Annotated in this window: 10 protein-coding genes; 2 read left to right on the top strand and 8 right to left on the bottom strand. The window is 52.3% G+C overall.

All coding sequences use genetic code 11. The annotated features are described in order from the left end of the window. Positions 1-56: 56 nt before the first annotated feature. The 6 genes from odhB to sdhC all read right to left on the bottom strand — a co-directional run bounded on the left by odhB (position 57) and on the right by sdhC (position 7,654). Positions 57-1,271: a 2-oxoglutarate dehydrogenase complex dihydrolipoyllysine-residue succinyltransferase gene (gene odhB, locus SD69_RS09655; protein ID WP_041523053.1), complete on the bottom strand. Its 1,215-nt coding sequence runs from the start codon at positions 1,269-1,271 to the stop codon at positions 57-59. Positions 1,272-1,317: 46 nt separating this feature from the next. Then, on the bottom strand, positions 1,318-4,149 hold the full coding sequence (locus SD69_RS09650; protein ID WP_041523052.1) for a 2-oxoglutarate dehydrogenase E1 component: 2,832 nt from the start codon (positions 4,147-4,149) through the stop codon (positions 1,318-1,320). 273 nt (positions 4,150-4,422) lie between these two features. Beyond that, positions 4,423-5,127 carry a succinate dehydrogenase iron-sulfur subunit gene (locus SD69_RS09645; protein WP_041523051.1) on the bottom strand — a complete coding sequence of 235 codons (705 nt, stop codon included), beginning with the start codon at positions 5,125-5,127 and terminating at the stop codon, positions 4,423-4,425. Positions 5,128-5,141: 14 nt separating this feature from the next. Continuing rightward, positions 5,142-6,914 carry a succinate dehydrogenase flavoprotein subunit gene (gene sdhA, locus SD69_RS09640; protein WP_041523050.1) on the bottom strand — a complete coding sequence of 591 codons (1,773 nt, stop codon included), beginning with the start codon at positions 6,912-6,914 and terminating at the stop codon, positions 5,142-5,144. A gap of 3 nt (positions 6,915-6,917) precedes the next feature. Continuing rightward, complete coding sequence (gene sdhD / locus SD69_RS09635; protein WP_041523049.1) at positions 6,918-7,286, bottom strand: succinate dehydrogenase, hydrophobic membrane anchor protein; 369 nt, start codon at positions 7,284-7,286, stop codon at positions 6,918-6,920. After that, a complete protein-coding gene (sdhC, locus tag SD69_RS09630) occupies positions 7,280-7,654 on the bottom strand; it encodes a succinate dehydrogenase, cytochrome b556 subunit (protein ID WP_041523048.1) in 375 nt (124 codons plus the stop codon). Before sdhC ends, sdhD begins: the two co-directional genes overlap by 7 nt. 785 nt (positions 7,655-8,439) lie before the next feature. Here sdhC and SD69_RS09625 point away from each other — a divergent pair. Next, positions 8,440-9,714 (top strand): citrate synthase, encoded by a 1,275-nt coding sequence (locus SD69_RS09625; protein ID WP_041523047.1) that lies wholly within the window; start codon positions 8,440-8,442, stop codon positions 9,712-9,714. Between the two features lie 102 nt (positions 9,715-9,816). Beyond that, entirely contained in the window at positions 9,817-10,425 is a 609-nt protein-coding gene (locus tag SD69_RS09620) for a hypothetical protein (RefSeq protein ID WP_041523046.1), read from the top strand. Positions 10,426-10,486: 61 nt separating this feature from the next. Here the strand turns inward: SD69_RS09620 and SD69_RS09615 are convergent, their stop codons facing one another. Further along, complete coding sequence (locus tag SD69_RS09615) at positions 10,487-11,686, bottom strand: alginate export family protein (protein WP_052481040.1); 1,200 nt, start codon at positions 11,684-11,686, stop codon at positions 10,487-10,489. Between the two features lie 571 nt (positions 11,687-12,257). Next, on the bottom strand, positions 12,258-12,704 hold the full coding sequence (locus SD69_RS09610; RefSeq protein WP_041523045.1) for a hypothetical protein: 447 nt from the start codon (positions 12,702-12,704) through the stop codon (positions 12,258-12,260). Between the last annotated feature and the right edge of the window lie 66 nt (positions 12,705-12,770).

Raw genomic sequence — 12,770 nt, 5'->3', positions numbered from 1 at the left:
CCGGCAAAACATTTATCCGGCCAGCGGGTAAGCCGGCCGGAGCGAGTGCAGCTGTATTAGATTTCCAGCAGGATGCGCGCCGGATCTTCCAGCAGCTCTTTAATAGCCACCAAGAACTGCACGGCTTCTTTACCGTCGATCAGACGGTGATCGTAAGACAGAGCTAAGTACATCATCGGGCGAATTTTAACTTCGCCGTTTACCGCCATGGGTCGCTCTTGGATTTTGTGCATCCCTAAAATAGCGGTTTGCGGCAAATTCAAAATAGGCGTCGACAGCAACGAGCCGAACACACCACCGTTGGTGATGGTGAAGGTACCGCCAGTCATCTCATCAATACCCAGCTTACCGTCACGGGCACGCAAACCAAAATCGCGAATGGTGGACTCAACTTCGGCAATGCTCATGTTGTCGGTGCTTCGCAATACGGGCACAACCAGACCTTTCTCGGTAGAAACGGCCACACCGATATCCTGATAACCGTGGTAAACCACATCGTTATCATCCAGTGACGCGTTCACCGCCGGGAAGCGCTTCAGAGCTTCGGTAGCGGCTTTTACGAAAAAGCCCATAAAGCCCAGACGAGTGCCATTATGAATTTTCTCAAACTTATCTTTGTACTGTTTGCGCAACTCCATCACCGGCCCCATGTCTACCTCGTTAAAGGTAGTCAACATGGCAGTGGTGCTGGTGGCTTCCAACAGGCGCTCGGCGATGCGCTTACGCAAGCGAGTCATCGGCACTCGCTTCTCAACGCGGTCACCTTCTGGCGCAGCAGGTACGGCCGCCGCAGCAGGAGCAGCAGCCGGCTTAGAACCCGCTGACTTAACGTGATTCATCACGTCTTCTTTAGTCACACGGCCATCTTTACCAGTACCCGCAACTGCGGCTGGGTCAATGTTGTTCTCTTCAGCAATTTTACGCGCGGCTGGGCTTAACAGCTTATCGCCAGCATCGGCGCTCGACTCAGCAGGCGCCTCGTCTTTTTGCTCGGTGGCAGGCTCGCTCGTCTCGGCTTTTGCCGAGCCGCCGGCACCGGCTTCAAACTTAGCAATCACCTCATTGCTCAAGACGGTGTCGCCTTCGCCTTTTAACACTTCTGTCAGTGCACCGTCGGCGGGGGCAACCACCTCCAGTACTACTTTATCTGTTTCAATATCTACGATCAGCTCATCACGCGAAACCGCTTCACCTGGCTGTTTGTGCCAGGTCGCAATGGTCCCGTCCTGAACAGATTCGGGAAAAGTAGGGGCTTTAATATCAGTACTCATTACGTGTCCTTAGCTCTCGCTAGTTTTCTGTGCTGCAGTTTGCGTATCAAACACTCAATGCTTCGTTAATGAAACGTTTCTGTTCTTCCAGGTGCACCGAGGCATAACCTGCGGCTGGGGCGGCCGATGGGTCGCGCCCAACGTAACCTAAGAACAGCTCGGGATTTAAGTCATAAACAACTCGGCGCATGTGGTGCTGGCTGGAGTACCAGGCGCCTTGGTTCATGGGCTCTTCCTGACACCACATGACATCCTTAACATTAGCGTATGGCGCAAGCGCAGCTTTTAGCTCTTCTTCCGGGAACGGATACAGCTGCTCCAACCGGATTAACGCGACGTCATCCTGCTCTCGTTTCATCCGCTCTTCTAACAGGTGGTAGTAAACCTTACCGCTACACAGCACAACGCGCTTAGCCTTGGCCGGATCGATATCTTTTTCACCGATCACGTTTTGGAAGGTTCCCTCGGATAACTCTTCAATGCTCGAGGTCGCCAACGGGTGACGCAAGATCCATTTCGGGCTCATCACCACCAGCGGACGACGCATCGGGCGAATCGCCTGACGACGCAGCATGTGGAAGACCTGCGCCGGTGTAGTAGGAATACAAACCTGAATATTGTGCTCGGCACACAGTTGCATGAAGCGCTCCAGGCGTGCGGAGGAGTGCTCCGGCCCCTGCCCTTCATAGCCGTGTGGCAACAACATAGTCAGGCCACACAAACGACCCCACTTGTGCTCACCGCTGGTAATAAACTGATCAATCACTACCTGAGCACCATTGGCGAAGTCGCCGAACTGCGCCTCCCAGATAACCAAACCCTTTGGCATGGTGGTAGCATAGCCGTACTCAAACGCCAGTACCGCCTCTTCTGACAGGTACGAGTCGTACAGGTCAAACGCCGGCTGGTCTTCATTCATGTGGGCCAACGGCGTATAACTAACGCCGTCTTTTTGGCTGTGCAACACGGCGTGGCGATGCGAGAAAGTACCGCGCCCCACGTCTTGCCCGGTCAGACGAATCTGAAAGCCCTGTTCCAGCAAGGTCGCGTACGCGAGTGTCTCGCCAAAACCCCAGTTAATAGGCAGTGCACCACCGGCCATTTTACGGCGATCGTCGTAAATTTTAGACACCTGACGCTGCAGTACAACACCGTCGGGTACTTCGCACATTTTATAGGCCGTCGCTTGCAGCGCTTTAAGTTCATACCCGGTTTCCGCCGGGGTCTGCCAATCGTGGCCAATATACGGCGACCAATCGACAAACAGTGAGCTGTCGGGCTCTGAGACCAAACCACTGGCGACACTTTCACCACGATCCAATGCCGCCCGGTAGTCGTCCATCATTTTGCTGGATTCTTCGGCGCTCAGCACATTGGCTTCGATCAAAGCGTCTGAGTAGAGCGTGCGCGTGGTTTTTTGGTTGCGGATCTTTTTGTACATCAACGGCTGAGTAGACGACGGATCATCTGCCTCATTGTGGCCGCGACGACGGTAGCAAACCAAATCGATGACCACATCTTTGTTAAATTCGTAACGGTAATCAGTGGCCAGCTGAGCCACAAACAGCACGGCCTCTGGGTCGTCACCATTGACGTGAAAGATCGGCGCCTCAACCATTTTAGCGGTATCGGTGCAGTACTCGGTTGAGCGGGCGTCCTCACGGCGACTGGTGGTAAAACCTACCTGATTATTAATCACCAAGTGTAACGTGCCACCGGTTTTGTAGGCGCGGGTTTGAGACATCTGGAATGTCTCCATCACCACACCCTGACCAGCAAAAGCGGCATCACCGTGTACCACAATTGGTACAACTTTGTGGCCTACTTCATCATCCCGGCGATCCTGACGGGCACGTACTGAACCCTCGACCACAGGAGATACAATTTCTAAGTGCGACGGGTTAAACGCCATCGCCATGTGGATTTCGCCACCGGGTGTCATGACATTAGACGAAAACCCTTGGTGATACTTAACATCGCCCGAGGTATCCACCAGGCGCTTACCCTCAAACTCGCCAAACAATTCAGCGGGGCTTTTACCAAATACGTTTACCAGCGTATTTAAGCGACCGCGGTGGGCCATACCCAACACAATTTCTTTGGCACCGTAGGAGCCAGAGCGTTTCACTACAGCATCTACCAGCGGGATAAAGCTCTCCCCGCCCTCAAGACCAAAGCGCTTGGTACCGGGGTATTTGCTGTCCAGATGACGCTCAAGCCCCTCAGCCGCCGTCAGGCGTTCAAGCACGGCCAATTTCTGCTCGGCATCGTAGCTTGGCTTAGAGCGGACACTCTCAAGGCGTTGTTGCAACCACTGCTTTTCAGCCAGGTTGGTGATATGCATGATTTCCGGGCCGACATGACCACAGTAGGTCTGCTCTAACGCCTCGACGATCTCGCGCAGTGGAGCCTCATCTTTGCCGATGAACATAGTGCCGGTTTGGAAACTGGTATCGAGGTCGGCCGATGTTAAGCCGTGGTAAGCGAGGTCGAGATCTGGGACTGTCTCACGCTCCATGATGCCAAGTGGATCGAGCTGGGCGCGTTGATGACCGCGAAAGCGGTAAGAGCTGATTAGCTGCAAAACTTTTACTTGTTTGCGCTCGTGCTCGATAGATATGGCCGAGGCCGCGTTGGGCGAGGCACTGTTCGAGCGGCTTTTAGCCAGCTGAGCAAACTGTTGCCGGATAACCGAGTGCGGAGAATCTTGAGAAACCACTCCCTCGACACGAGGTAACTGGTCAAAGTATTCGCGCCACTGCTCTGGCACGCCATTAGGATCATGTAAATAAGTATCGTAGAGGTCTTCAACATAGGAGGCATTCCCACCAGATATATGGGACGTACTCCATAGTCTCTCCATAATGCTGTCTTGCATTCCACCCACCTTTTTACGGGGATTATCCTACCGATTGCTCGCACGCCATGTCAGGCACGCGTTTACAGGCGGTTGGACAGGCTCAGGTGATGCCCCAAGCCCCCCTGCTATAAATAGCCGTTAGCTTCCAAAACGCGCCCCGCTTGTGGCCGGGCTCGCCGCTTAATCGCACCATTTCAGAGTTTGGTACATACACAAATGCGCCGCAGGTTGTCATTCATGATCACAACCGGGCAGCGCATCTGTTTACTCGTTCATACAACCGATTCCGCGCTATGTCGCACTGCGCAATAGCATAGAGCGGATATGGCCAATTGCCCGGGTGGGATTTAACCCTTTGGGGCATACCGCCACACAATTCTGAATGCCATGACAGCGGAATACGCTGAAAGGATCATCCAGGTTTGCCAGACGATGTTCCGTCGCCTCGTCGCGGGTATCTACCAAAAAGCGGTAGGCCTGCAACAGGCCGGCGGGGCCAATAAATTTATCGGGGTTCCACCAGAAAGACGGACAACTGGTTGAACAGCATGCGCAGAGAATACACTCGTACAGGCCATCCAGCTTGGCACGGTCTTCTGGAGATTGTAACCGCTCAATTGCCGGAGCGGGACTTTCATTTTGCAAATATGGCTCTATTTTTTTGTATTGCGCATAAAACTGCGACATATCCACGATCAAATCGCGAATTACCGGCAAACCCGGTAGCGGACGCAGAATCAGCTTATTGTTTTTAACACACTCGGACAGCGCCGTAACACAAGCCAAGCCGTTTTTACCGTTGATGTTCATACCGTCAGAGCCACACACACCTTCGCGGCAAGAACGGCGGTAAACAATGGTCGAATCCTGAGCCTTTAACAGCTCGAGCACATCCAACACCATCAAATCTTTGCCCTGAGTACCAATCTCATAGCGCTTCATGTAAGGCTTGGAGTCGGTCTCTGGGTTATAGCGATATATCTCTACATTCAACATAGCAGGCCCACCCCTTAATATGTACGGATTTTTGGTTCGAACTTGTCCATGGTCTTAGGCGCAAAGTTCACATCGCGCTTGCCCACACGTTTTTCACCAGGGAAGTACATAGAGTGACACAACCAGTTATCATCGTCGCGCTCGGTGTAGTCGTCACGAGCGTGAGCACCGCGTGACTCCTTGCGCTCATCAGCGGCGATCGCCGTAGCTTCGGCCACTTCAAACAAGTTTTGCAGCTCCAGCGCTTCGATACGCGCCGTGTTAAACGCATTACTTTTGTCGTCAAGGGCTACGTTGGCGATTCGCTCGCGTAAATCGGCCAGCTTTTTGATGCCCTGCTCCATAAACTCGCCTTTGCGGAATACACCAAAGTGATTCTGCATTACGCTTTGCAGCTCGGTGCGCAGCGCCGCGGCTGACTCTCCGCCAGTGGAGTTGTTTAAGCTGTTTAAGCGTGACATCGCCGAGGCGATATTGTCGTCAGTGGCCTCGCGGTACTCAACACCCTCACGCAACGCTTTTTCGATGTACTGACCTGCCGCGCGGCCAAACACCACCAGATCCAGCAGCGAGTTACCACCCAAGCGGTTTGCACCGTGTACCGATACACAGGCCACTTCACCGCAGGCGTACAGCCCCTCAATCACTTTATCGTTGCCGTTTTCGTCCTGACACAAGGCCTGGCCGCTGACATTAGTCGGGATACCGCCCATCATATAGTGACAGGTTGGCACGACCGGGATCGGCACCTTAACCGGATCGGCGTGAGCAAACGTACGCGACAACTCCAAAATGCCGGGCAACTTGGCGTTCAAAGTTTCCTCACCCAAGTGATCCAACTTCAGAAACACGTGATCGCCGTTTTCACCGCAGCCACGCCCTTCCAGAATCTCCAGCACCATCGAACGGGCCACCACATCGCGCCCCGCCAAGTCTTTGGCGTTCGGTGCGTAGCGCTCCATAAAGCGCTCGCCATCTTTGTTAATCAGGTAGCCACCTTCACCGCGACACCCCTCAGTAACCAAAACCCCGGCGCCGGCGATACCGGTGGGATGGAACTGCCACATCTCGATATCCTGCACCGGGAAGCCCGCACGCAGCGCCATACCAATGCCATCGCCGGTATTGATGTGAGCGTTGGTGGTTGATGCGTAAATCCGGCCCGCACCACCCGTGGCCAGTACGGTGGCCTTAGACTTAATAAAGACGGTTTCACCGTCCTCCATATTGATGGCGATAACACCTACCACAACACCGTCGTCGTTTTTCACCAAATCAACAGCGAACCACTCGTTTAAGAACACGGTGTTATTTTTAATATTGCCTTGATACAGCGTGTGCAACAAAGCGTGACCGGTACGGTCTGCCGCCGCACAGGTACGAGCCGCCTGCCCACCGCGACCAAAATCTTTCGACTGACCGCCAAATGGACGCTGATAAATACGCCCCTCTTCTGTACGGGAGAAAGGCAAGCCCATGTGCTCAAGCTCAAATACCGCCTCTGGACCTACCGAACACATGTACTCGATAGCGTCTTGGTCACCAATATAATCGGAGCCCTTGACGGTATCGTACATGTGCCAGCGCCAATCGTCTTGCGGGTCGTCACTGGCGATCGCGCAGGTAATGCCACCCTGGGCCGAAACCGTGTGCGAGCGAGTGGGAAACACTTTAGTAATTACGGCTGTTTTGTAGCCGGATTGGGCCAGCTGCAGCGCGGCGCGCATACCTGCACCACCGCCACCGACAACAATGCCGTCAAACGAAATCGTACGCATATTAGACATCTATCAAAGCCCCCAGATGATTTGGATTCCCCAGACGGTGTAAGTGATGGCGACCACACCCAGGATAACCTGAGCAAATACGCGCACCACAGTGGCCTTGCCACCCATCGCCTGATTGGTAATGTAGTCGGTCAGCACGGACCACAAGCCGATCCACGCATGCGTCACAATCGACAACAAGGTGATCAAGCTAAAAACACGCATCCACAGCTGATCAAACAGCGCGCGCCACTGACCAAAATCCAGATCGGGGTTGATTGCTATATAAGCGACCAGAAAAATAATGTAGGCGGTCATCGCAACCGCGCTGAGGCGCTGAATCAGCCAATCGTACAGACCGCTGCGCCCCAAATTTGTAATTGCCGTTACCATACCCAAACCCCCGCCAACACGATCAAAATTACTGAAAACACCAATACCAGCTTGGCCCCCAGGCGACCGCCCTCATAGCTTTCACCGATGCCGCAATCCATAATCAAGTGCCGCACACCCGCCACCAAGTGATACGCCAAGCCGGCCAAAACGGCCCAGATAATGAATTTACAGACGGGGCTTGCCAGCGCATCTTGTACAGCGGCAAAACCTTCTTCTGAGCTTAAGCTAGAATCAAGCATCCACAGCAGCACGGCCATGCCGGCAAAAATAAAAACGCCCGAGACGCGGTGTAAGATAGAGACGATGGCTGTTATTGGAAATTTAATCGTCGTTAGGTCGAGATTGACGGGTCTATTGTTGTTCACGGTAGCTAATCACCTTTTTGCCCTTGTGGGGCCGGTTTTAAGAATCAGCGTCTGGGTCTATCGCCCATGGATAAGAAGATAACATCTGACATGCGCCATAATTGTGCACCGCAGACAACCCCCAGCCGCATCCTGCAAGTCGCGGCGTATTATAGGGATTTGGCCGACGAAACACAAATAAAAAGCAGACGTGCAAAATTGGTTTTTTTGCCGAAATTCTAAGCAATTCCCAGCACATTCGCCCCTTCGCACTGCGGACTTTTGCGCCAAGAGCGTGCAAATACCGGCGACCGCCCCAAACTGGCCTTACCGCGCGCACCAAGTTTGCGCATGCGAACACAAAACAACCAGCTGGCCGGCAAAAAATACAACAAAAACACACCGTTTAGCCTTCAAAGCTATGCCTGAACGTAAAATCTCCTCTATAATGCCGCCTCCTGACGACAGGGTTGTTGACTCAGCCCTGACTCAGAAAAGTGTTGCCATTACCAATATTCTGCGAATATTGTGTAAAACAGAGCCACGCCGAGTCGCGTTGGTTAATCCAACAGCTCGACTAAAACAAAGAGCTCAGATAAGAGCCGCAGCAACACCACCTGGTGAGCGCGACCTGCAGTCTGCCCCTTGGCATTTGCCTGATTCGCCTTCACAACCCATGTATATAGCGTACAGACCCATCACTGGCACCCTTGTCGGGCCGGAGCCATGCGGTCGCGTGTCATGCAATTTATCGGTTTGACCGCCACGGGGCAGTCGAGCCCGTCAAGTAACTACAGGAGTCCGTAATGACTGACAAAAAAGCACGTTTAACGGTCGAGGGCCTGGATGCAGATGTAGAGCTGCCCATTTATGCCAGCGCCGTTGGTCCAGACGTCATTGATGTCACCAGCCTGACAAAAAACGGTTATTTCACTTACGATCCGGGCTTTATGTCCACCGCAGCGTGTGAATCACAGATCACCTTTATTGACGGTGGCAAAGGGGTTCTACTGCACCGTGGCTACCCTATCGACCAATTGGCCGAACACTCTGACTACCTGGAAAGCTGCTATTTGCTACTGAAGGGTGAACTACCCAATACCGAGCAAAAAAGCACCTTTGTGCAAGCCGTTAAAGATAACTCCGCTGTTGCCCCCTCCGTTGCCAACCTAATCCAAACCTTCCCCAAAGATGCCCACCCAATGGCGGTGCTTTGTAGTGCGGTTGCGGCGCTGGCGGCGGTATATAACGATGAAATCGACATCACCAAAGAAGAAGACCGCGACACCACCGCGTTCCGCTTGATTGGTCAAATGCCAACACTGGCTGCCATGACCTACAAGCACCTGAAAGGCGAAGATTTCATCGACTCGAACGCAGCGCTTGAGTACGCCGAAAACTACCTAAATATGACCTTCGGCAAAAGCGACGAAAGCACCGTTAACCCGGTACTGGCCAAAGCCATGGATCGCATCTTTTTGCTGCACGCGGATCACGAGCAAAACGCCTCCACCTCGACTGTACGCCTGTCGGGTTCGTCGGGCACCAATCCGTTTGCCGCCATCGCCGCAGGCATCTCTACTCTGTGGGGGCCCGCTCACGGTGGTGCCAACGAAGCCGTGCTCAACATGCTTGAAGAAATCGGCAGTGTCGACAACATCGATACTTACGTTGCCAAAGCGAAAGATAAGGCCGATCCATTCCGCTTGATGGGCTTCGGCCATCGGGTTTACAAAAACTTTGACCCCCGCGCCAAAGTAATGAAGCAAACCTGTGACGAAGTACTGGCCGAGCTGGGGCTGGAGAACGACCCACTGCTGGCGATTGCTAAAAAGCTGGAAAAGATTGCCCTGGAAGACGAGTACTTCATCAAGAAGAAGCTCTACCCTAACGTTGACTTCTACTCCGGCATCATCATGAAGGCGATCGGCATCCCAACCGAGATGTTTACCGTTATCTTTGCCACCGGCCGCGCCGTTGGCTGGTACGCCCACTGGGATGAAATGGTCAGCCAGCCATACAAAATCGGCCGTCCACGTCAGCTGTATACCGGCTACACTCAGCGCGACTACCCAGTCTAACGGTTAACTCAGTGTATCCATAAAGGCCCTTCGGGGCCTTTTTTTATTGCCAGTGACAAAAAAATGTTACCCTTACAGGTTTAGCTTTGTGAGGGCGCTAATGTGTTGGACTGGATCGCGAAAAATCAGGGGCCACTGTCGGTACTTATCAACGCCGGCATGCTGGGTATTTGGGTGCTTTACGCGCAACTGTTGCTGCGTGATTACCGCCGAAAACTACGCCCAAAAATCTTAATTAACCAAAGCCTCGGTACAGCCCTACAGTCGCACTGCCTCATTTGCAACATGAGCGAGCAATCGTTTTATGTTTCGCTGGTTTTAGCCGACCTCACCATTGATGATCAAGCCTACCGCTGCTCGGTTACCGACCTGGAAATTCACGAGGCCGAACAAACAAAAAACATCACGATTCAAGGGCCGATAAAAGGCGGGGACTACCGCAACATTGGCGCCTTCAATAACATCGTGCAAGGTGCACTTAAGGCGAACGACTTAGACGAGCAAATGCTGCAACAGGCTCAAAAATTAACGCTGTACGTGATTGGGATATACGGCTCTGAAAATCAGGCGGTTGGCGCTAAGCGAGAATTTTGTTTTGACACAGATCACCACGGCGATATCTGTTTAAACCCGACCCATATCGATACCGACAACCTAACCGGTCGCCGGCATCAAAAGAAGATTCGCCGCTGGCTCGAGGACTACCTGTAATAAGTAGGCAAACGCGGTCAAACGAGCGGCGGTTACACAGTGCTAAGCGTGCCTGCGCACCTTAAAAAACGGAGCTAAGCTGCAACCAAAATTTCTGTGTATCACTGCCGTAATCATCCGCTTGATAGTCGGCGTACTTAACCAAAACCGTTACTGGACCAAGCTGCTTCGCGGCACTCAAATCCAGCTCCTGACCGTAATCGATACCGCCATAATCTGACGCTAAATCGTGGTAAGTCGCGAGTAGCTTAATACCGGCTACTGCACCGCTGGCGCTCAGGTAAAAGTCTTCGACACCATCATCCGGTGTTGTTAAGAATCGGTCGGTCCAACCCTGAAACTTATGCAATGTTGCCAGTGGCGTGTTAAACGCCGCACGCCCTTCGTCGGAGCCCAGCAATTCATAACCGCCACCCAACTTAACCGGCCCAACCATTAAACCCGCCTCCGCCAACATGTAATCAGCGTCGTAGCTGACCGGATTATCACCGGCGTCTGTTTGCGTGGCATACTCCAGGTTATAGGTGAAGGAATCACCCACCTTCCCCATCCAACGGGCACCATAGCTATCGCTCGATAAGGCGGCGGCTGTTTTGTTATCTAATAAATAAGCGTAAGCCGATAAACTTCCCGCGTCCCAACCACCAAAGTGAGCGTTTAGCAAATGACTTTCGTGTTTGTGGTCACCGATGGGATTTTCTTCACCAAAAATTCGGTTGACGTTGTACACATACGAATAAAACAGTGTTATGTCGTCGGCGCTGTTATTCTTAATCGAAAAAGCATCGTAGGTTTGTTCGTTTTGGCGCCAACCCACTCCGCCCACAAAACGCTGGTTATCTAACAATATACGCTGGCGGCCATAGCGAAAGGTGGTATCAAACCCCTGATAAGACAAGTACGACTGGTTGACCTCGGTACCCTCTGGGTCGGCGATAATAGCGGTACCCGGATTACTTGCATCATTCCCGGCAGTGCGGTAATCCACCTCCGTCAGGGCTGTAACATCGTCCATCTCCAACATTAAACCAAAACCGTGGTAATCGGCTGAGGTAAACGACAGGCGAGTTCGCAGTGTCAGCGCATCAGAATCCTCAAGCCCATCCCAACTTACATCTTCATAGCGTAAACGCAGGTTCAGCTTTACGTCAGCTTCTGTCAGCGCTTCTTTTAAGTTTGTCGCTGACGCCTCTTGCGCCTGGGCCCCCACACTCATTGCGGCGGCTGCCGCGCACATCAGTTGAACCATTGGTTTTTTCATTGCTCGTCTCCAAACTTGTCAATTATCGGGTTTCTTCCCACCGTGCCCTATTTTTGACATCTCTTGTTTTCGGTAATTTGTGAGCGATTAGTGTGCACTGCACTTTTACCTGCCTCGCCGGCTCACTGCGGCTACAGGCCATAGAGCAAGGCCTATGCCAGCGACTTCAAAAACATCAGGAAAATCAAAATTTTTCTTACAATACAGAAACTTACAACCTTAAAAAAAGCAAGATCAACACAGTAGTCGCAAGCCTCAGGTCAATCGATAGCGTTGCAAGCTCGCACTGTTTTGAACATTAACTGAGAAACTCGCCTCAATAGAAAGCGCGTATATCGCCCCACAACAAGGCGCAGGTGGTGGTGCACACCGCTAAACCCGCACAAAAGTATGGCACGAAAGAAGTGTACAGCCAGTGAAGAGAACTACTTTCCGCCCGATTAAGCGTGTGCAATCAAAGCTCGTGTGAGCCGCAGGTGCATGGTACAGACATAAAAAAAGCGCTGATCTACAGCGCTTTTTTCCACGCTCACTTTATGTAAAGCGAGCAACCTAAACGAATACGTATGCGTTAATTGCCGAGCTTAACAACTTCACCGATAAGCGCGACACCCGCGACGAACGTACCATTGTGACATTCATATTCGGTTTTACTGCTGAGCTCATTTTTCTTGTAGTAACTACGAATGTTAACCACCGCATCGCCACCTTCACGCACTGCACGCTCTTGCAGTGACAACAGCGCCGACAACATTACCCACTCACAGGCTTCGGCGTCTGACTTATTAAACCCGTTGGTTTTTTTATTGGTTGGATACTCACCTAGCTTCTTTGTAACGGCTGGATACGATTGCTCCCCAAAGTACAGTGCCACATCACTATTAAGCTGCTCAGTGTACTTATCAAGCACGTCATTAATCGGTCGCATTGATTTGTCATCGCGAGCCTGAGAATGTGCAGCACCCAGCAAGAGCGCCAAGCCCAGCCCCCCCAAAATAGCCTTAACCTGTAAACTCATTGTATTGATCCCATTCACATTATAATACTCATCAAAAGCGCATTGCTTTTAATGCCAATCGTTTCA

Origin of the sequence: Gilvimarinus agarilyticus, assembly GCF_000832015.1 — a bacterium.
Lineage (GTDB): Bacteria > Pseudomonadota > Gammaproteobacteria > Pseudomonadales > Cellvibrionaceae > Gilvimarinus > Gilvimarinus agarilyticus.
Note: the sequence above shows the minus strand (reverse complement) of the source record. Positions and strands in the feature narration are given on the sequence as shown.

Coding starts and splice junctions, on each gene's coding strand:
- odhB (WP_041523053.1), bottom strand. CDS start 1,271: ATGAGTACTGATATTAAAGCCCCTACTTTTCCCGAATCTGTTCAGGAC.
- sdhD (WP_041523049.1), bottom strand. CDS start 7,286: ATGGTAACGGCAATTACAAATTTGGGGCGCAGCGGTCTGTACGATTGG.
- SD69_RS09610 (WP_041523045.1), bottom strand. CDS start 12,704: ATGAGTTTACAGGTTAAGGCTATTTTGGGGGGGCTGGGCTTGGCGCTC.
- SD69_RS09625 (WP_041523047.1), top strand. CDS start 8,440: ATGACTGACAAAAAAGCACGTTTAACGGTCGAGGGCCTGGATGCAGAT.
- SD69_RS09615 (WP_052481040.1), bottom strand. CDS start 11,686: ATGAAAAAACCAATGGTTCAACTGATGTGCGCGGCAGCCGCCGCAATG.
- sdhA (WP_041523050.1), bottom strand. CDS start 6,914: ATGTCTAATATGCGTACGATTTCGTTTGACGGCATTGTTGTCGGTGGC.
- SD69_RS09650 (WP_041523052.1), bottom strand. CDS start 4,149: ATGCAAGACAGCATTATGGAGAGACTATGGAGTACGTCCCATATATCT.
- SD69_RS09645 (WP_041523051.1), bottom strand. CDS start 5,127: ATGTTGAATGTAGAGATATATCGCTATAACCCAGAGACCGACTCCAAG.